This is a genomic window from Roseomonas sp. AR75 (genome assembly GCF_005222815.1).
In the GTDB taxonomy this organism is placed as follows: domain Bacteria; phylum Pseudomonadota; class Alphaproteobacteria; order Acetobacterales; family Acetobacteraceae; genus Falsiroseomonas.
Genome location: NZ_STGB01000001.1, coordinates 931,243 through 950,609, shown reverse-complemented (window position 1 = coordinate 950,609; position 19,367 = coordinate 931,243). Strand labels below are relative to the sequence as shown.

Below are 19,367 nucleotides of genomic sequence, written 5' to 3'. Positions count from 1 at the left end.
GTCAGGGCCCCTGGGTCGAGCGGCCCCGGATCAGCGCCTCGGGGTTTCGGTTGAGCTGGTCAGCCAGGCTGCGCAGCGAGCGCGCGGCGGTGGTGATCTGGTCGAGCATGCGGTCGAGGTCGCGCCGGAACTGGCTCTCGTCGCCATAGCCGCGGTTGACCGAGGTCATCAGGCGCCCCGCCTGCGTGGCGGCGTTGTTCAGGCTGGTAACAAGCTGGGGCAAGGTGCGCAGCGCCGGCGCCGCGGCGGCGTCGATCTGGCGCAGCGTCTGCTCCGCCGTGGCAAGCGTGCCCTGAAGCGAGGCGATGGCGCCCGCCAGTTCCGGCCCGCGCACCAGCGTGTTCACGCCCGCGATCGTCTCGTTGAGATTGTCGCCGATCTGCTGCAGAGGCAGCGCTTCGATGCGCGCGAGCACCTGGTTGACGCCATCGAGGATGGAAGCGAACTGGCCGGGCGCGGTGGGCATCTCGATCACGCCGTCCGTCACGCGCACCTCGGCGGGGCCGGCATTCGCGACGACCTCGAGCGAGATCAGCTGCTGCCCGGTGAGCAGGTTCGCACTGGCGAGCCTGGCCCGAAGTCCCTGCCGCACCAGCATCTGCGCGTTCTCGAGCGGGCCGCGATGCTCGGCGGCGGAGGAACCTGCGATGCGGTCCGGCTCGATCTCGTAGCGCACGGGAATGCGCAGCCGGTCGGTGGCGGCGTCGTAGACCAGATCGTAGCCGATCACCTCGCCGATGCGCACGCCCTGGAACTGCACGGGCGCGCCGGGTGCCAGGCCGCCGACCGAGTCCGTGAAGTAGGAAACCACGGGAATGCGGCGCGTCACGCTGGCATTGTTCGCCGCCTCCTGGCTGGCATAGAGGCGGAACACCTGGTCCGCCGCCGCCATCGGCCCGCGCTGGGCGGCGTCCGGTGTCTCGAAGGCGATGCCGCCGAGCACCAGGGCGCGCAGCGATTCGAGCTGGACCTGCACCCCTTCCGCGCCCAGCTTCAGCGACACGCCGGAAGCGTTCCAGAACCGCGTGCCCTCATGCACGTAGCGGTCGAAGGGCGCGCGGATGAAGGCGTGGATCGTCACATGCTGCGCCATGTCCGCCAGATCCCAGCCCAGCACCTGCCCGACGCTGAGGTCGCGGAAGAAGATCGGCGATCCCAGGCTGAGCGAGCCGAGACGGTCGGCACGCAGCAGCAGCGTGCGCCCCGGCTCGTCCGAGTTCAGCAGCGGCGGGTCCTCGAGGCCGGTATAGCGTCGCGCCGGCGGCGACTCCGGCTTGCCCGGCGCGACCTGGATGTAGGAGCCGGAGAGCAGCGTGCTGAGGCCGGAGATGCTGCCGGCGAAGAGCCGCGGCTTCACCACCCAGAAGCGCGCATCCTCTGTCAACAGCGGCTCCGCCTCGCGGTCCATGCGGATGCTGAGCTCGACGCGCTGCCTGTCCTGCGAAAGGGCGATGGACTGCACGGTGCCGACGGTGACGTCGCGCAGCCGCACCTGCGACTGGCCAGCCGTCAGCCCCTCCGCACTATGGAAGGTGACGGTGATCAGCGGTCCGCGCTTGGAGAATTCGTGCCAGACCAGGTAGCCGGCGATCAGCACCGTCACGAGCGGGATCGCCCAGATCGGGGAGACGCGCCGGCTGCGGCCCACGCGGGCACGAACCGTCGCCTCGGGGTGCGGGCTGTCGTTCATGCCGGTTGGCTCGCAGGGGGACGATCGGGGTTCTCGCCGGCGGCATCCCACATCAACCGGGGGTCGAAGCTCTCGGCGGCGATCATGGTGAGGATCACCACGCTGCAGAAGGCGATGGCGCCATAGCCGGGCTCGATGCTGACGATCGCGCCGAAGCGCACCAGCGCCACCAGGATCGTCTCCATGAAGATGTCGATCATGGACCAGCGGCCGATCGCGTTCACCACGAAATAGAGCCGGGTGCGGTCGCGCAGCCGGGCGCGGGCGCCCATCTGGGTGGAGATCAGCAGCGTGCCGAGGCCGAGCACCTTCAGCAGGGGTACCGCGACGGAGGCGAAGAACACCAGCGCGGCCAGGGGATAGAGCCCGCTGTCCAGCAATTCCACGACGCCGCCGAGGATGGTGCTGGGCTCCCCGGAGCCGAGCTGGATGAAGGCGAGCACGGGGAAGTAGTTGGCGGGAATGTAGAGGATCGCTGCCGAGACAAGCAGCGCCCAGGCGCGCGCCACGGCCTTCGGCTTGCGGGCATGCAGGTGGCTGCCGCAGCGGGGGCAATGCGCGTCATGCTCGTGCGGCAGGCCAACCAGGCCGCATGTGTGGCAGGAAACGGCGCCGTGTTCCGGCCGCAGCAGCACGCTGGCGGCGTGGTCGATATCGTCGTTCGGGATGCCGCGCCGTTCCATCTCCTCCCAGACCGCCTGGCGGTCCAGCACGGCCTCCGCGGCGATCATCGTCAGCATCAGGATGAACAGGGCATAGAGCGCGACGCCGAGCTCGATATGCACGAGATCGACCAGCTTGGTGTAGGCGACGGCCACGCCCAGCAGGAACACCTCGATCATGGACCAGGGCCGGATGTGTTCGACGAAGGCGTAGACGCGGCGGATGTGACGCGGCGGCCGGGCGAGGCGCAGGCCCGTCAGCACATAGACCATCGCGAGCAGCTTCAACAGCGGCGCCACCACGGTGGTGAACAGCACCACCAGCGTCAGCTCCCACAGCCCGTCGCGCCCCATGTTGACGGGGCCGGTGAAGAGCGAGGCATTGCGCACCATGCCGGCGGTGCTGACGGTCATCAGCGACATCACGCAGGCGAGGGTGAAGATCGACAGGGCCGCCAGGTTCAGCGCAAGGGCGCGGCCGAGCGGATCGACCACGGCACGGCGCAGGCGGGAGCCGCAGCGGAGGCAGTTCGCGCTTTCCCCGGGCAGCAGCGCCGGCATGACCTGGAAGCGGCCGCAGCTTGCGCACTCGCACAGCCGCGCGGGCGTGCGCCATGCCTCGGCCGCCACCGCGGGGGGCGCGGCAGGTGAGTCGGCGATCAGCATGGCGCGGCCCCCGAGGCCCGGGAGGCTGCGCGCCACGGGGGAAGCCTGTCGGTTGGCACGCGGCCCGAAACTCCTTGGCGGCCGGGTGGCCGCCCTGCTCGGCGTCCCCTGCCGGATCAGTTGTTGTAGTAGTTGTTCACCACGGTGGTCGGCTGCCCGTAGCGATACACGCTGTTCGCGGCGGAGGCGGATGCTGCGGCCGCCCCGACCGCCGCCCCGGTCACCGCGCCAGCGGCGAAGGCGCCGACCGGGTGGTAATAGGGCACGGGCGCCACCGGCACCGGCGCGCGGTAATAGCCGCCATAGTGATACCCGGAATAGCCATGCACATAGGTGGCGCCGCCATAGCCCGGGTGATAGGCGCCGCCATAGCGATAGCCGGTGCCGGTGCCACCCGCGTGCCACGCGGTGCCCCAGCGGTTCACCCCACCGGCATGCCACCAGGCCTCTGCCGCCGGGATGGCGAGGAAGCCGCCGAGCGCGGCCAGAATCATGATCCTGCGCATGCGCGTCTCTCCGCGTGCCAAGGGGTCAGCGGCTCTGCAGCCCGTGGTCCTGCAGCAGCTTGCGCCAATCGGCCAGGCTGCGCTCGCAGAACGAGCGGTCCACCTCGTGCGAGGAGCCTGCGCCGAAGGAACTGGCGAAGCGGAACGCGGCATTGGCGCCCATCTCCGCCACGAGAATGGCATTGAAGGCGAGAAGGCGGCGCTGCGCGGTCTCGCGCTCGGCGTCCGGCAGGCACTGCATGGCGTGCCCGGCCATCAGGCCGAGATTCACCAGGCCGCGGTCCATCGTCTCGACGGTCGGCGGGCCCGGGGGCGGTGCGGGCGCCTGGGCAAAAGCGGGTGCAGTCGCCGCCGACATCGCGAGGGCCAGGGCCAACGGGCGCATACGCATCGTGCTCTATCTCCAACGGAAGCGGGCAGCGGCAAGGCCCCCGCCATCTGTCGCGCCGCACCCTAGTGGGATTCCTCGGCGCGGCGCAGCCCGAACTGTATCCCTTTTGGGTAGCGCGGTCATCGCGTTCCATTGCGGGGACGGCTCCTGCGCGCCCGCAGGGATCGGCTATGCTGGTGGCGACGCAGCGGCGGAAGGGGTGTGCGGCATGGTCGAGGCGAAGGACGAGGCCCCCTGGCGGCGGGTGGGCATGCTGATTCCCTCCTCCAACACCTCGATCGAGCGGGAATACCCGGCCTGGATGCCGGCCTCTCTCTCCTTCCATTTCGCGCGGCTGCCGATGACCCGGCTGGATGCGCCGGGCATGGCGGAGCAGCAGGCGGAGATGCGCCGCGCCGTGACCAGCCTGGCGGATGCGCGGGTGGACGCGGTGCTGCTGTGCCAGACCGCGGCGAGCTTCTGGATGGGCGCCGCCTGGGACCGCGAGATCCGCGAGGAGATGCGCGGCTGGGCTGGCGTTCCCGCACTGACCGCGGCGCAGACGGTGTTCGATGCGCTGGCGGCGCTCGGCGCGAGCCGGATCAGCTTCGCCGCGCCCTTCCCGGAGGAGATCGGCCAGGCCAGCCTGCGCTACCTGGAAGCCGGCGGCATCGCGGTGCTGGGCAGCGCCTTCGGCGGCGTGCGCGACAACTTCGCCATCGCCGAGATCCCGCCGGAGGCGGTGCTGGACCTCGCGGCGCGCGCCGACCATCCGGAGGCGCAGGCGATGCTGCTGCCGGGTGGCAACATGCAATGCCTGGCGCTGGCGGATGCGATCGAGGCGCGGATCGGCAAGCCGGTGGTCTCCACCAATTCCGCGGGGATGTGGGCGCTGCTGGACCTGTTCGGCATCCGCGAGAGGCTGTCGCGCGGCGGGCGTCTGCTGCGCGAGCTGCCGCCACGGCGGGCGGCATGACGGGCGCGGATCGGGCGAGGCTGCGGCGGCTGGCCATCAGCCTCTACGCCACCCCGGACGACCTGCCCGTGGAGGATTTCTGCGCGATGCTGGCGGAGCGCGGCATCGGCGGCGTGGGCCTGACCGCGCGCGCGGTGGAGGCACATGCGCCTGCGGCGCTGCGTGCGATGCTGGACCGGCACGGGCTGGTCGCGACCTCGTTGAACAGTGCTGGCTACGTGCTGCACGCCGATGCCACGGAAGCGCGGAAGCAGGCGGATCTGGACGCACGGCTGATTGCGGCGGCGGCGGAGCTGGGCGCGCCGGTAAACCTGATCCCGGGCGGACTGCTGCACGGTGCGGCGGCGGCCGGTCTGCCGACTCTGGCCGAGGCACGGACGCGCACGGCGGAACGGTTGGATGGGCTTGCGGCGCAGGCGCGCGCGGCGGGCGTGGTTCTCTCGCTGGAGCCGATGCATCCCGCGGCCATCGCGACACGAAGCTGCGTCAACACGCTGGACGCGGCGCGCGCGCTGATCGCGGGACGGGAGGGCATCGGGTTGACCCTCGACTTCTATCATTCCTGGTGGGACCCGGGGCTGCACGAGGCCATCGCGCAGGATGTCGCGCGCATGCACGCCGTGCAGATCTGCGGGCTCGAGTTGCCGACTGACGGCAGCGCGCCGCGGCGTGCGGAACTCGGTGCCGGGCCACCCGACCTCCGGTCCTTCGTGACGGCACTGGAGGCGGCGGGCTACCGCGGGCTGCTGGAATACGAGGTGTTCTTCGGTGCGATGGGCGCGCCGGAGACAGGCGCGCTGCTCGACCGCGCGGTGCGCGATTTTCTCGCATTGCCGGTGGAGGCCTGAGCATGCTGCGGCGCGGCTTCGTGGACGTGCCGGGCGGCCAGGTGCATGTCCGGGAGACGGGCAGGGGGCTCGGGCGACCGCTGGTGCTGATCCATGCCTCGCCCGGCTCCTCGCTGATGCTCGCGCCGCTGATCGAGGCCTTCGGGCAGACAAGGCAGGTGATCGCGCCGGACACGGCGGGCAATGGCGACAGCGCGGTGGCGCTGCCGGAGGCACCCGACATCGACGTGTTCGCCGCGACGCATCTGGCGGCGCTGGACGCATTGCACGTGGAGCGCTTCGACCTCTACGGCACGCATACCGGCGCTTCCATCGCCGCGGAAATCTGCCTTCGTGCGCCGGGACGCGTGCGGCGGCTGATCCTGGACGGCGTCGGGCTCTACACGGCGGAGGAACAGGCGGAGATGCTGGCGCGCTACGCGCCGGCGATGCAGCCCGACCTGCAGGCGCAATACCTCATGTGGGCCTGGCACTTCGTGCGCGACACCTATGTGTTCTGGCCCTGGTACGCGACCGATGCCGCGCATCGCCGCCCGCTCGGCCTGCCCGGCGCGGAGGCGCTGCACGAGAAGCTGGTGGAGGTGCTCAAGGCGCTGACCACCTATCACAAGAGCTATCGCGCTGCCTTCGCCTACGACAAGCGCGCGCGCTTCCCCTTGCTGCGCGTGAAGACGCTCGCGGCCTGCGCGCGCACGGACATGCTGGCGCGCATGTTCGAGGAATTCGCGGCGCTTGTGCCCAGCGCCGAGCGTACGCTGACGCCGGGCATCGCGACGCCGGAGGCGCTGGCGGAGACCGTCGCGCTGTTCAGCCGCTTCCTCGACGCGCCGGAAGTGCCGGAAGCCGTGCCGTGAGATCCGGCTTCAGCACCTTGCCGCCGCTGTTCCGCGGCAGTTCCGGCACGAAGAACACGCCGCGCGGCACCTTGTAGGGCGCGAGACGCTGCGCGCAGAGCGCGATCAGCTCGGCTTCCGAAGGCTGCGCCAGGCCGGCGCGCGGCACGACGAAGGCGGCGACCTCCTCGCCCATCTCCTCAGCGGGCCAGCCGACCACGGCGGCATCCGCCAGGCGCTCATCCGAGAGCAGCACGGATTCCACCTCGACCGGGTAGATGTTAACGCCGCCGCGGATGATGAGGTCCTTGCGACGCCCCTTCAGGAAGACGTAGCCGGCCTCGTTCACCGCGGCGAGGTCGCCGGGCAGGAACCAGTCGCCAAGGAAGGCCTCCGCGCTTGCGTCGGCGTCGTTGTGGAAGCCGCGGGCGACGCCGGGGCCGCGATAGGCGAGGCGGCCGACCGCGCCATGCGGCAGGCGGTTGCCGTCTTCGTCGAGGATCGCGACCTCCACGCCGAAGACCGGGCGGCCGACGCTGTCGAGATGCAGGTCCATGTCTTCCGGCCGCAGCAGCGAGACGCCGCCGCCTTCCGTGGAGGCGTAGTATTCGTGGAAGTTGGCGCAGAGCCGCTCGCGGATCGCGGTGCGTTCCCAGGGATGCAGCGGCGCGCCGGAGGAGAGCAGCAGGCGCATGCGCCGCATCGCTGCGGTGCGCTCGGGCGCTAGGTCCAGCAGGCGGCGGATTTGCGTTGGCACAAGGAAGGCGGAGGTGACGTTGCGGCGCGCGATCTCGTCCGCCAGTTCCTCGGTCTTGTGCGGCGGGGGGAACAGCACGACGGTGCCACCGGAGAACAGCAGTGACATGCAGAAGGTGCGGCCGCCGCCGAAATACATCGGCGTGGCCGAGATGTATGTCTCCCGCGCATTGAGGCCGAGATCGATCCAATGCGTCCAGAAGCGGCGCAGGAATTGCTGGTGCGTGACCACCGGCCCCTTCGGCCGGCCTGTGGTGCCGGAGGACAGCGAGAGCAGCAGCGGCATCTCCGCGCAGGCCGGGCCTTCCGGGAATTGCCTGTCCGTCGCCGCGGCGGCGACGGCGGCGAGGAAGGCAGCGTCCACGGTGAGGCAGGGAATGCCGGGGATCGGCGGCGCATCGGGCTCGGCCAGGATCAGCCGCGCGTCGAATTGCTTGGCGACGGCGTGCTTCTCGGCCTCCGTCCAGCGCCAGTCCATCGGCAGCGCGACAGCGCCCATGCGGGCGGCGGCGTAGAGTGCGACGAGATGCTCGATCGTGTCGCGCAGCGCGATGCCGATAACCTCGCCCTGACGCGCGCCGCAGTCGGCAAGGTGCGCGGCCCAGCGGCGCACAAGGCCATCGAGCTTGCGGTAAGGCACGATGCGCGTGCCCGCGATGATCGCGGGCCGGTCGGGCCGCGCCTGCACATGATGCGCAAGCGCGTCGGCGAGGTTCATCATGCCAGCTTGTAAAGCTTCAGCGCGTTATCGCGCATGAACTTGCGGAACGGCCCGGGACGCAGGCCCAGCGCCTCGACCTCTTGCCGCGTGCGCTCGAACTGCAGCACCGGGAAATCCGTGCCGAACATCACCTTGTCCTGCCCGTAGCTGTCGATGTAGCGCACGAAGCTCTGCGGCCAGTATTTCGGGCTGTGCGCGTCGGAGACGATGTAGACGTTGCGGTGCTTCCAGGCCATCGCGATCATCTCATCGGTCCAGGGAATCCCGACATGGATGCCGATGAGCTTCAGTTCGGGGAAGTCGCAGGCGACGGCGTCCAGCGTAATGGGACGGCCGACGGAGCGCAGCGGATAGGTGGGATCATAGACCATGGATTGCCCGACCTGGAGCTGGACCGGAATGTCGAGCTCCACGCATTTCGCGTAGAATGGGTACCACTTCGCGTGATCCGGCGGCAGCTCGAACCAGTGCGGGTAGAAATGCGCGCCGATGAAGCCATGCTCCTTCACCGCACGTTCCAGCGCGCGCACGCCGTCCATGCCCTCGGTCGGGTCGAGGCCGGCGAGGGCGGAGAAGCGGTGCGGATACTTGCGCACGGCTTCGGCGACGAGTTCGTACGGCACGTGGTAGCAGGCCGGGTGGTGCTTCACGCCGACCTTGGCGGCAACGAGGAAGGCACGCTCGATATTCGCGGCGTCCATGCGACGCAGCGTGTCCTCCAGGCTGATGCCTTCGAAGGTCTCGCGGTCCACATGCATCTTGTCCTGGTAGAAGGCGGTGCGGTCGGGGCGACCGGCGAGCGCCTCCTTCGTCCAGATGTTGACGACGGTGTCGATGGCCGCGATCGGCTCGCTCATGTCGGAAGTCCCATCTCGCGCGCGACGAGGTCGCGCAGGATCTCGTTGGTGCCTTCGCCGAAGGAATAGAGCCGGGCATCGCGCCAGTAGCGCTGCATGTCGCTGTCGGCGGCGTAACCGGCGGAGGCGAGGATCTGCATGCCGTGATGCGTCACGTCTTGCAGGCAGTCGGTTGCGATGATCTTGGCCTGCGCGGCTTCCCGCCGGCACGGGCGGCCCGTGGCGATCAGCCAGGCGAGGTGGCGCATCGTCAGCCGCGACTGGTCCACGCGCATCTGCATCTCCGCCAGGCGGTGGCGGATGGCCTGGTTGGCGCCGATGGGGCGGCCGAACTGCACGCGCTCCTTCGCATGCGCCAGCGCGCAATCCACCGCGGCCTGCGCGCAGCCCGTGACCGTGGCGGCCATGCTGGCGCGGGAGGCGTGCAGCGTGGACATCAGGTGGCGGAAGCCGCGCCCGCGCTCGCCGATCAGCGCATCCTCGGGCACCTCCGCGCCGTCGAGGCCGATGTCCCAAGAGGGCATGGCGTTGTTGCCGATCTTCGGCAGCGGCGTCATGGCGATGCCGGGCGTCGTCGGTGGCACCAGCAGCAGCGAGATCCCCTCCCCATCGCGCGCGACGACGAGCAGGAAATCGGCGCCGCCGGCATCGCTGATCCAGGTCTTGCGGCCGGTGATGCGCCAGCCCGCGGACGTGCGCTCCGCGCGCGTGGCGACGGCGCCGGCATCGGTGCCGGCGCCGGGCTCGGTCAGCGCGAGCGAGATCAGCAGCCGCCCTTCCGCCAAGCGCGGCAGCAGCGCCGCCTTCTGCGCGGCGCTGCCATAGCCGAGCACCGAGGCGATGCCGAAGCCGACGACGCGGTTCATGATCGAGGCTGCCATATAGGCGTGGAAGCCGAGGCGTTCCTGCACCAGCGCGACGCTCGTCCAGTCCTGGCCGAGTCCGCCATGTTCCGGCGGCAGCGCCAGGCGGAAGAAGCCGGCCTCTCCCATAACCGGCATCAGGTCGTAGGGCGGGATGTGATGCGCGTCGCGACGCCGGACTTCCCCGGGCGGCAGGTGGCGCGCGATGAAGCGGTCCACCGTCTCCAGGAAAGCCTGCTGCGTCGGCGCCACGGAGAAATCCATCAGCCGCGCTCCACGGTCGCGCGCAGGCCGAGCACCAGCACCGCGGCCAGGGCCATGAGCCCGGCGAGCCAGAGCAGCGGTGCCGTGGCGTGCAGCGACTGGCTGCCCATCCAGCCGATCCCCGCGGCGACGAGCCCAATCACGATCCAGCCGCCCGCGCGGCCGAAATCGGCGGGCGGGCCGCCCTGGTCGTCCACCGCCTCGATCGCCTCGCGCAGGCCGGTGGCGCGCGCGACCTCGGTCGCCGGGCGGCCGCGCAGCAACTCCGGCGCCATGCAGGCGGCAAGCAGCAGCAGCCCCAGCAGTTCCATGGCGCTGCTCGGCATGATCAGCAGCACGAAGGCGAGGATCAGCGCCGCGCGCCGCAAGCCGCCGAGCGGCCCGAGCAGGTAGCCCGCCAGCGCGGCCGAAAGCGCCATCAGCCCCGCCGCTGCCGTGCCGGCGGCCAGCAGCACCTCCGACCAGCTTCCCTGCATCAGCAGCGCCGGCTGCGCAACGAAGGCCATCGGAACGATGAACGCGGCGATGCCGAGGCGCGATCCCTCCATCATGGCCTTGATCGGGTTGGCGCGCGCGATGCCCGCGGCGGCGACGCAGGCCAGCGCCGTGGGCGGCGTGATGTCGCTGACCACGCCGTAGTAGAAGGCAAACATGTGCGCGCCCATCTCGTTCACGCCCGCCAGCTTCAGCACGGGGATGATCGTCGCGACCATGGTGATGTAGACCGCGGAGGCCGTCAGCCCCGTGCCCAGCAGGATGGCGAGCAGCGCGGAGATCACCAGCAGCAGCCAGAGATTCTCGCCGGCGAGCGAGATGATCGCTTGGCTGACCTGGAAAGACAGGCCGGTCGCGAAGATCGCGCCGATGATGATGCCGGCGCAGGCGCAGGTAGCCGTCAGCGGGCCGGTGACGCGCGCCGTGTTCTCCACCGCCGCCATCATGCGCAGTGGCGACAGGCGCGACGCGGGGCGCACGAAGGAGACCAATACGGTGCCCGCGCATGCGACGACCGCGACCAGCACGATGGACCAGCCCGCGAGCAGCATGCCCACGATGATGCCGAGCGGGATCAGCAGGTAGCCTTCCCGCGCCAGCAGCTTCCACGGGTCAGGCAATTCGCTGCGCGCGATGCCCGCGAGCCCCATGCGCTTCGCCTCGAAATGCACGGTGAAGTAGATCGCCAGGTAGTACAGCGCGGCGGGAATGGCGGCGGCGATGGCGATCTGCACGTACGCCACTCCCATGAACTCCGCCATCATGAAGGCGACCGCACCCATCACCGGCGGCATGATCGCGCCGCCGACGGCGGCCGAGGCCTCCACCCCCGCGGCGAAGGGCGGGCGGTAGCCCAGGCGGATCATCATCGGGATGGTGAAGCTGCCGGTGGTCAGCACGTTCGACACGCCCGATCCCGACATTGTGCCGAACAGGCCGGAGGACACCACCGCCGCCTTCGCCGGGCCGCCGACGCGATGGCCGAAGACAGCGAAGGCGATGCGGGAGAAGAAGGCGCCGGCGCCGGTGTTCTGCAGCAGCCGCCCGAACAGCAGGAACAGCACGACATACTGCGCCATCACCAGAACGGGGATGCCGAGGATGCCGGCATCGCCGATGAAGAGCGTCTGCATCAGGGTGGAGAAACTGACGGGCGGACCGAACAGCGCGCCGGGCGCGTGATCCGCGTTCAGCGCATGCAGGCAGAAGGCCAGCGCCATCGCCACGAGCGCCCAGCCGACGGTGCGGCGCACGGCTTCGAGCACCATCAGCGTCACGGCCGCCGCCGACCAGATGTCGAGCGGCCGCATGTCGGCGAAGCGCAACTCCCAGGTGTCGAGTTGCGTGAGGAAATAGGCCGCGGACCAGATCGCCGCCGCGATGCAGGCGAAATCCACGAGGTGCAGCGGATTCGGTCGGTCCCAGGGGCGCAGCGGGCGCAGAAGGAACAGCAGCGTCAGCGACGCGCCCAGATGCACCGGCAGGAACACCGCGTTCGTCGGCGGCCCGTAGATGCCGATGGCGAGGTGATACAGGACCAGGAAGGCGCCGAGCAGCCGCGCTGCCGAAGAAGCCAGCGCGGCCACGGGCGTCAGCGCATGATCCCGGCTTCGCGGTAGTAGCGCGCGGCGCCGGGATGCACGGGCACCTTGTTGTAGGCCAGCGCGGTCTGCGGGTTGATCTCGTCGGCGCCGGGGAACAGGCCGTGGAACTCGCGGTAGTTCTCCCACATCGATTTCGTGATGCGGTAGGCCAGCTCCTCCGGCATCCGCGTGCTGGCGGCGACGTGGTTGAAGACATAGGGGCTCGGCACCGGGTTCGGCACGCTCTGATACAGGCCGCCGGGATGCGGGCGCACGCCGGTGCCGGGCAACGCCGCCTCGAAGCGCGCGACGGCGTCGCCATGCAGGCCAAGCATACGGAAGCCGGGCGAGCGATCGAGTTGCAGCAGCAGCGAATAGGGCGCCGGCCCCGCGAAGAAGGCCACGTCCACCTGGCCGTCCTGGAAGATCTGCGTGAGGTTCTGGTAGCCCGCGGTGTTCACCACGCCGCCGGCCTTGGTGATGTCATCCGGAGTCAGGCCGTAGGCCGCGAGCACCGCCATGTTCATCGGCCAGAACACGCTGGCGCGTGGGCCGAGCCACACGCGCAGCGGCCGCCGCGCCAGCGCGCCGAGATCCTCGATGTCGATGGTCTTCTGCACCACCACCATGTGGAAGCTGCCATAGGTGCTCATGATGTGCCGCAGATCGGGCGACGGCACGCGCAGTTCGCCTCGGCCTTCCGCCACCTGGTAGGTCTGGAAGGTATAGGACAGGCAGAGTTCCGCTTCGCCGCGATGCACGCGCACCAGGTTCTGCTCGGTCGGGCCGGGCAGGGTGCTGGCCCGCGCGCCGGGCACGGTGCGGTTGATGATCTCCGCCATCTTGGCGCCGAACACCGGATAGGTGCCGGCAAGGCCGGAGCCAATGCGCACGAATTGCGTCTGTGCCGCGGCGCCGCGCGCGCCGAGCATGGCCGCCGAGACACCGAGCATGGTCCTGCGTGTGAACATCTTGGGTCCTGCCTCCCCGCGGCTTGTCCGGACAAGTGGAGTATGCGCGCAACCGTGGCCGAATCAACCGGCCGCGCGGGCGCCGAGGAACTCCAGCAGCGCCGCCGTGCAGGCCTCGGGCGCGGCGTCGCCGATGTTGTGGGGCATGCCCGCGAGCGAGACGAGCTTCGCATCGGGGATGCGCGCCTGCATGCGCTCGTACTGGTCATGCGAGCCGATCGGCTCGTGGCCCGGCGCGACGATCAGCGTAGGGCAGGCGATGCGCGGCAACTCGTCCTCCCAGTCGCGGCTGCTCATATGCGCGACGAAGCGTCCGATGAAGGGCAGGTCGTTGCTGCCGGTCTGGCGGCAGAACCAGTCCACCAGACCCGGATCGGCATCGGGCGGAAATCGGTCTGCGATACCGGACCGCACGAAGGCCTCCAGCCCCATCTCCGACGCGCGCGCAGGCCAGGTGGCGGCATCGCTGTTGCGCAGCCCCGGCGTCGAGGCAAAGAGTGCGAGTGTCGCAATGCGATCCGGATGCGCCATGGCCAGGCGCTGCCCGACATAGCCGCCGGCGGAAAGCCCCACGGCATGCACGCGCGCCACACCGAGATGGTCGAGCAGTTCCACGACATCGGCGACCAGGCGCTCGACCGTCAGCGGCTGCGCCTCGGTCGGGATGGCGGAGGCGCCGTGGCCGCGCAGTTCCAGGCTCAGCACCGGCCAGTGCTTCGCGATGTCGGGAATCCAGGAGAACCAGCGGCGATAGGCACCCATCGCCGCATGCAGCAGCAGCACCGGCGTTTCGGGTGTCCGCCAGGGCGGCGTGAAATCGTCGACGCGCCAGGCGAGGCGGATGCCGTCGCTTGCGGTGAGGAAGGCCATGCTCGGTTGCAGCGTGCTCATCGGACCCATCGCGCGGCGAGATCGCGCATCGTCACGCGCCGCGCGGCGTTGCGCAATGCGTGGCGAGGGCTACGATGCGCGGCACGCCTGGGAGAGGAGAAGACAATGATCCGTCGTCGACACCTGTTGGCTGCCGCCGGCGCCTTGCCCGTTGCGGGGCGGGCGCGTGCGCAATCCTATCCCGATCGTCCGCTCCGCATCGTCGTGCCCTTCGGCCCCGGCGGCGGCACGGACAACCTGGTGCGCGTGATCGAGGCGCCGATGCGCGCCGCCTTCGGCCAGACCCTCGTCATCGAGAACCGCGCCGGCGCCGGTGGCACCATCGGCACGGAGATCGTCGCGCGCGCCGCGCCGGACGGCTACACCGTGTTGGTCACGGACAGCAGCTACGCGATCAATCCCTCGTTGTTCCCGAGCCTGCCCTTCGATCCCGCGAAGGATCTGGTGCCGGTGAGCCTGCTGGCGACGGGGCCGGTGATCCTGCTGGCGCATCCCTCGCTGCCGGTGAACACGGTGCAGGAGCTGGTGGCGCTGGCGAAGGCGCAGCCGGGCGCGCTGAACTACGCCTCCGGAGGCAATGGCGCGTCCACGCATCTGGCGGGCGAGCTGCTGAAGATGGTGGCGGGGATCGACCTGGTGCATGTGCCCTATCGCGGCACCGGCCCGGCGACCACCGACGTGGTGGCGGGGCATGTGAAGCTGATGTTCAACGGCATCAGCGCGGCGCGGCCGCATGTGGATGCCGGGCGCCTGAAGCCGCTGGCTGTGACGGGAGACAAGCGCGCCGCGGCGCTGCCGAACGTGCCGACCTTCGCGGAGTCCGGGCTGGCCGGGGTTGCGGCCTCCACCTTCTGGGGCGCGCTGGCGCCGGCGGGTACGCCGCAGGCGGCGATCGCGAAGCTCTCCGAGTCGTTCCGCGCCGGCGTGACCGCGCCTGCGGTGCAGGAGCGGCTGCGCAGCCTGGGCTTCGAGCCGATCGGCGGCGACGCCGCGGCCTATGCCGCCAACCTGCGCACCGAGACGGCGAAATGGGCCGAGGTGGTGCGGCGGGCGAATGTGAAGCTGGACTGAGTGGCAGCTGCGACGGATCGCAGGGCGGCGTGACAAGCCCCTGGATCGCAGCCCTGGGGGCGACCCTGCTGATGCAGGTGATCGCCTCCTTCATGGCGCAGAGCCTGCCGGTGGTGGCGCCGTTGCTGACCGGCGATCTCGGTCTGCAGTCGCAGGCCATCGGCAATCTCTCCGCGCTCAATGCCTTCGGCACGGTGCTGTTCCTGGCCTTCGGCGGGCCGTTCCTGGCGCGGCTGGGGCCGGTGCGCATGCTGCAGATCGGCGCAGCGCTGTCGGCCGTCGGGCTGCTCGCGCTGGTGCTGGGCACGGTGCCCGCGCTGGTCTTCGCGGCGGTGCTGCTGGGCGTCGGCTATGGTCCGAGCCCGCCGGCGGGAAGCCGCATCCTGGCCGCGACGGCGCCGCCGCGGCATCGCAGCCTGATCTTCTCGGTGAAGCAGGCGGGTGCGCCGATGGGCGGCGTGCTCGCCGGGCTGATCACCGCGCCCGTGGCCAGCGCCTTCGGCTGGGGCGCGGCGCTCGCGGTCTGCGCGGCGACAGCCTTCGTCGCGGCGCTGTCCATCCAGGGGCTGCGACGCGACCTGGATGCGGAGCGCGACCCGGCACGTTCGATCAGTCCGCGCAGCGTGTTGAGCCCGCGCACGCTGGCGCTGCCCTTCACGGCGCTGACGCTGGCGCCGGCGCTGCTGCCGCTGACCTATCTCGCGATCTCCTTCGCGGTGGTGCAGGGCTGCCTGTTCACCTTCACCGTCACCTGGCTGGTGGAGACGCGCGGGATGAGCCTGGTGCAGGCGGGCACGGTCTTCGCGGCGATGCAGGGCTCGGGCGTGGTGGCGCGCATCGTGCTTGGCTGGCTGGCGGATCGCACGGGGCGACCGATCGTGAACCTGCTGGTGCAGGGCCTGGTCGCCTCCGGCGCGGTGTTGATGCTGGCCGCGCTGCCACAGTCGCCGGGACTGCTGCTGACGGCGCTGCTGGCCGGCTTCGCGGGCTTCGTCGGCGCAAGCTGGAACGGCATCTACTTGGCCGAGATCGCGCGGCTTTCTTCGAAGGACCGCATTTCCGACGCCACGTCCGGCTCCACGCTGCTGTGCTTCCTCGGTTATGTCGTTGGGCCGGTGGCGTACGGAGTACTTGTGACGGCGAGCGGCGGATGGCTGGCGCCGATGCTGTTCACGGCAGTGCAGCTTGCGGTGGTGACGCTTCTGGTCGCGCCGACCCTGTTGCGCGCCAGCCGGTAGCGGTCACGGCATGCGGCGCCGGCGCGTGCGGGCCGGCGGATCTGCGGGGAAGGCAAGTCCGCTGGCGTCCACGCCGAGGCCCACCAGCAACTTCGCCTGCGCAACGGCGCTGCCATAGCCCTCCAGCACCGGCACGTCCCAACCGAGCTCGGCCAGGCGCCGCTGCAACGGCGCCTGCAGCCAATACGCCGCGGAGCAGCCGAAGATGACGCACTCCGCGCCATCCTCCTCGATCGCCGCGACGGCTTGAGCGACAGCGGCGTCGAGCATGGCCGAGGGCTCGCCGCGCGCATGGCGCTGCGCTTCCTGCTGCACATCCACGCGGCCGGCATGCGCCGCGCGTGGCAGGGGGAATTCCAGGTTGCGGATCGAGGCGCAGCGATCCTCCATCCGGTAGAGCTGCACCAGGTCCGCCATTCGCAGCGTGTGGTTCTCGGACACGTCCAGGATCGTGAATCGGCGGCCGAGCAGGATCGCCGCATGCATCTGCGCATGCGCGCAGGTGGTGACGACGACGCGGTGGCGATGCGCCACCTCGCGTGCCTCGACGAAGCCAGGATCGCCGCCCCCGAGCAGCACCAGCGCATCCCATCGGCCGCTGGCGGCTTCGGCGCGCACAACGGGCAGGCGATTCACGCCGGCGATGGCGAATTCCTCGCGCATCTCCACCGGCCAGAAGCCGGGCGAGGCGGGCGCGCCGGGATGAACGTCCCACTCCACGTCGTCCAGCAGGACGGGAAGGTGCGTGGCGTTGCCCAGCATCGTCTCGCGGCTGTTGGCGAAGGTGCCGAGGGTGAGGCCGCCATCGGCGGGGGGCGCATAGGCGCCGATCAGCAGCAGGCGGCAGCGGGCGGCCATCGCGACAATTCCTCAGTAAGCCGAGCGGCCTCCATCGGCGGCGATGGTGGCGCCGGTGATCATGCGCGCGGCATCGGAGGCGAGGAAGACCGCCGTTGCCGCGATATGCTCGGGCTCGCCCACCCAGAAGGGGTATTCGCGCAGGCGGCCGACGGGGTCCTGCGGGTCGCGGCCGTCAGATTGTGTGGAGAGGTCGCCCCATTGGCGGATGATGCGGTCCGTCATCACGCGGCCGGAGGCGATGACGTTGGCGCGGATGTTGTCCTTCGCATAGGTGCCGGCCAGGGCGCGGGTCAGCGACAGGATCGCGCCCTTGGCGGAGGTGTAGACGTGGTGCGGGCTGGCGCCGCGCAGCGCGGCACCGGAGGACATGTTGACGATGGCGCCGCCGCCGCCGCGGACCATGTGCGGGATGGCGTGGCGGCAGCAGAGGAAGGTGCCGCGCAGGTCGAGGCCGATGGTGCGGTCGAACACCTCCAGCGCGACGTCCACCACGGTGCCGTCTTCCGGCACGGAGCCGCCGGCGCAGTTGAAGAGGATGTCGAGCCGGCCGAAACGCCCGGCGGCCTCGTTCACTGCCGCGGCGACCTGCGCGTCCTCGCGGATGTCGGCGGGCAGCGCGATGGCCTCGCCGCCGGCCTCGCGCACCGCCTGCGCGGAGGCTTCGGCGCGCCCGCCGTCGAGATCGCTCGCAGCGACGCGCGCGCCCGCGGCGGCGAAGGCCAGGCAGGCCGCGCGCCCGATGCCGCCGCCGCCGCCGGAGACGAAGACGACCTTGCCGTCGAGCCGCGGGTTCATCCCTTCGGCACCACCTTGTCGCCGACGCGCGGCAGCTTCTGCCAGTCGCGCTCGATCGCCAGGATCTCCGGCGGCTCCACGCGCACGCCGAGGCCCATGATCAGCGCGCCGGCGGCGACGTAGTAGGCGGCGAGCATCGCGATGTCCGTCGCCTGGCGCGGCGTGAACGCCTTCTGCACGGCCTGCCACGCGCCATCGGGCACGCCGGCGAATCCGGTGATCGCGAACACCATGTCGCACAGCGCCTTGTCCGCGGCGTTCAGCCCGTCCGGCGTGCGCCCGGCCTTGATCGCGTCGAGCTCGGCCTGGGTCACGCCGGCATCCAGCGCCAGCGGAGAATGATGCGCCCAGGCATAGGCGATGTTGCGGCCGACGATGCAGATCACCAGCTCGCGCTGACGCTCGTTCAGGTCGGTGCCGTAGCGGCCGTAATGGCCGACGGCGGAGAAGCGCGCCAGCGCGTCCGGCGCGTGGCCGAGGGACTTCAGCAGGTTGGAAACCCAGCCGCGGCTTTCCGCGACGCGCGCGAAGACCTCGGTGGTGGCCGGCGCGTTCTCCGGCGTCGGGTCGGGCAGGTTGCTGGCCGTGCGCGGGCCTGTCCAGGCGGCGCTCATGCCTTGCCCTCCACGCGGGCGCGGAATTCTTGCTGCACTTCGTCCAGGGTGAGGAACACGGCGCCCTCCGCGGTCAGTGTGTCGATCAGCTTCTCGAGCATCAGCATGCGGTGGCCACGGCCGACGACATAGGGGTGGAAGGTGTAGACCAGCGCGCCCCATTCCTCCGTGCGCTTCATGTAGGCGAAGTCGCTGACGAAGTTGTCGAGCACGGCATTGGCGTTGGACAGGCCGGGCAGCACCTCGGTCTTGGTGCGGATGAACTCGAAATGCGGGTGGTCGTCCAGCGACCAGCTGATCGGGATCTCCACCAGGTCCGTCGTCTCGCCGAACGTCATCGGTTGGTCGGCGGCCACCACGTCGCCGCGGCGGGCGAAGTAGGGCTGGCAGTCATGGCCCATCATGCTGCTGTCGTAGCGCAGGCCATGCTGGGCGATCAGGTCGATGGTGCGGTCGCTGATGTCCCAGGATGGCGAGCGGTAGCCGGCGGGCTTGCTGCCCTTGAGCTTCACGATGCTGTCCACCGCGCGGCCGAATTCATCGGCTTCGCGATCGGCTTCCAGCCAGGCGGGCGGGACATGGCTCCAGCCATGGTGGCCGACCTCATGGCCTTCGCGCACGATGCGCTCGCAGGCGGCGGGATAGGTCTCGATCACCACGCCCGGGACGTACCAGCTTGCCTTCAGGCCGCGTGCCTTCAGCAGGTCCAGGATGCGGCCGGCGCCGACCACGCCGAACTCCCCGCGGGACGTGGGCGTCGGCGTGGTCATGCCGCGCGCGGCGAAGCCGGACCAGGTGTCGAAATCGAAAGAGAGGCAGGCGATATGGCGCGGCAT

Annotated in this window: 19 protein-coding genes; 5 read left to right on the top strand and 14 right to left on the bottom strand. The window is 70.4% G+C overall.

Annotation, left to right across the window (positions count from 1 at the left end):
* Position 1: 1 nt before the first annotated feature.
* The 4 genes from E4T13_RS04400 to E4T13_RS04385 all read right to left on the bottom strand — a co-directional run bounded on the left by E4T13_RS04400 (position 2) and on the right by E4T13_RS04385 (position 3,915).
* A complete protein-coding gene (locus tag E4T13_RS04400) occupies positions 2-1,690 on the bottom strand; it encodes an intermembrane transport protein PqiB (RefSeq protein ID WP_137176997.1) in 1,689 nt (562 codons plus the stop codon).
* Positions 1,687-3,054 carry a paraquat-inducible protein A gene (locus E4T13_RS04395; RefSeq protein ID WP_137176996.1) on the bottom strand — a complete coding sequence of 456 codons (1,368 nt, stop codon included), beginning with the start codon at positions 3,052-3,054 and terminating at the stop codon, positions 1,687-1,689. The genes E4T13_RS04400 and E4T13_RS04395 overlap by 4 nt, the downstream gene beginning before the upstream one ends.
* 80 nt (positions 3,055-3,134) lie before the next feature.
* Positions 3,135-3,524 (bottom strand): hypothetical protein, encoded by a 390-nt coding sequence (locus E4T13_RS04390; RefSeq protein WP_137176995.1) that lies wholly within the window; start codon positions 3,522-3,524, stop codon positions 3,135-3,137.
* A 25-nt stretch (positions 3,525-3,549) separates the two neighbouring features.
* Positions 3,550-3,915 (bottom strand): hypothetical protein, encoded by a 366-nt coding sequence (locus E4T13_RS04385; protein WP_137176994.1) that lies wholly within the window; start codon positions 3,913-3,915, stop codon positions 3,550-3,552.
* A gap of 208 nt (positions 3,916-4,123) precedes the next feature.
* Between E4T13_RS04385 and E4T13_RS29740 the strand changes: the two genes are divergently transcribed.
* Genes E4T13_RS29740 through E4T13_RS04375 form a run of 3 tightly spaced genes read left to right on the top strand, consistent with a single transcriptional unit; the run spans position 4,124 to position 6,572 of the window.
* Positions 4,124-4,870, top strand: a complete 747-nt coding sequence (locus E4T13_RS29740; RefSeq protein WP_170984796.1) for a hypothetical protein — start codon at positions 4,124-4,126, stop codon at positions 4,868-4,870.
* Positions 4,867-5,718 (top strand): sugar phosphate isomerase/epimerase, encoded by an 852-nt coding sequence (locus E4T13_RS04380; RefSeq protein WP_170984795.1) that lies wholly within the window; start codon positions 4,867-4,869, stop codon positions 5,716-5,718. Before E4T13_RS29740 ends, E4T13_RS04380 begins: the two co-directional genes overlap by 4 nt.
* Positions 5,719-5,720: 2 nt before the next feature.
* On the top strand, positions 5,721-6,572 hold the full coding sequence (locus tag E4T13_RS04375; protein WP_137176992.1) for an alpha/beta fold hydrolase: 852 nt from the start codon (positions 5,721-5,723) through the stop codon (positions 6,570-6,572).
* Here E4T13_RS04375 and E4T13_RS04370 read toward each other — a convergent pair.
* From E4T13_RS04370 to E4T13_RS04345, 6 genes are all read right to left on the bottom strand, one after another.
* Complete coding sequence (locus tag E4T13_RS04370; RefSeq protein ID WP_170984794.1) at positions 6,526-8,025, bottom strand: class I adenylate-forming enzyme family protein; 1,500 nt, start codon at positions 8,023-8,025, stop codon at positions 6,526-6,528. The genes E4T13_RS04375 and E4T13_RS04370 overlap by 47 nt on opposite strands.
* Positions 8,025-8,885 carry an amidohydrolase family protein gene (locus E4T13_RS04365; RefSeq protein ID WP_137176990.1) on the bottom strand — a complete coding sequence of 287 codons (861 nt, stop codon included), beginning with the start codon at positions 8,883-8,885 and terminating at the stop codon, positions 8,025-8,027. The genes E4T13_RS04370 and E4T13_RS04365 overlap by 1 nt, the downstream gene beginning before the upstream one ends.
* Complete coding sequence (locus E4T13_RS04360) at positions 8,882-10,012, bottom strand: acyl-CoA dehydrogenase family protein (protein WP_137176989.1); 1,131 nt, start codon at positions 10,010-10,012, stop codon at positions 8,882-8,884. Before E4T13_RS04360 ends, E4T13_RS04365 begins: the two co-directional genes overlap by 4 nt.
* Complete coding sequence (locus E4T13_RS29735; RefSeq protein WP_170984793.1) at positions 10,012-12,093, bottom strand: TRAP transporter fused permease subunit; 2,082 nt, start codon at positions 12,091-12,093, stop codon at positions 10,012-10,014. Before E4T13_RS29735 ends, E4T13_RS04360 begins: the two co-directional genes overlap by 1 nt.
* A 5-nt stretch (positions 12,094-12,098) precedes the next feature.
* Complete coding sequence (locus tag E4T13_RS04350; RefSeq protein WP_137176987.1) at positions 12,099-13,061, bottom strand: TAXI family TRAP transporter solute-binding subunit; 963 nt, start codon at positions 13,059-13,061, stop codon at positions 12,099-12,101.
* Positions 13,062-13,124: 63 nt separating this feature from the next.
* Positions 13,125-13,952 (bottom strand): alpha/beta fold hydrolase, encoded by an 828-nt coding sequence (locus E4T13_RS04345; protein ID WP_170984792.1) that lies wholly within the window; start codon positions 13,950-13,952, stop codon positions 13,125-13,127.
* A gap of 105 nt (positions 13,953-14,057) precedes the next feature.
* Here E4T13_RS04345 and E4T13_RS04340 point away from each other — a divergent pair, with 105 nt between their 5' ends.
* Together E4T13_RS04340 and E4T13_RS04335 are read left to right on the top strand one after the other, a co-directional pair.
* Positions 14,058-15,023, top strand: coding sequence for a tripartite tricarboxylate transporter substrate binding protein (locus E4T13_RS04340; protein WP_137176985.1), 966 nt, complete (start codon positions 14,058-14,060; stop codon positions 15,021-15,023).
* Positions 15,024-15,052: 29 nt separating this feature from the next.
* On the top strand, positions 15,053-16,261 hold the full coding sequence (locus E4T13_RS04335) for an MFS transporter (protein WP_170984791.1): 1,209 nt from the start codon (positions 15,053-15,055) through the stop codon (positions 16,259-16,261).
* Positions 16,262-16,264: 3 nt separating this feature from the next.
* On the opposite strand, the gene E4T13_RS04330 is transcribed toward E4T13_RS04335, so the two are convergent.
* From E4T13_RS04330 to E4T13_RS04315, 4 genes are read right to left on the bottom strand one after another with little or no spacing between them, the layout of a single operon-like run.
* Positions 16,265-17,119: an aspartate/glutamate racemase family protein gene (locus E4T13_RS04330; RefSeq protein WP_137176983.1), complete on the bottom strand. Its 855-nt coding sequence runs from the start codon at positions 17,117-17,119 to the stop codon at positions 16,265-16,267.
* Positions 17,120-17,131: 12 nt separating this feature from the next.
* Positions 17,132-17,917: an SDR family NAD(P)-dependent oxidoreductase gene (locus E4T13_RS04325; RefSeq protein WP_137176982.1), complete on the bottom strand. Its 786-nt coding sequence runs from the start codon at positions 17,915-17,917 to the stop codon at positions 17,132-17,134.
* On the bottom strand, positions 17,914-18,531 hold the full coding sequence (locus E4T13_RS04320; RefSeq protein WP_137176981.1) for a carboxymuconolactone decarboxylase family protein: 618 nt from the start codon (positions 18,529-18,531) through the stop codon (positions 17,914-17,916). Before E4T13_RS04320 ends, E4T13_RS04325 begins: the two co-directional genes overlap by 4 nt.
* Entirely contained in the window at positions 18,528-19,367 is an 840-nt protein-coding gene (locus E4T13_RS04315) for a polysaccharide deacetylase (protein WP_137176980.1), read from the bottom strand. Before E4T13_RS04315 ends, E4T13_RS04320 begins: the two co-directional genes overlap by 4 nt.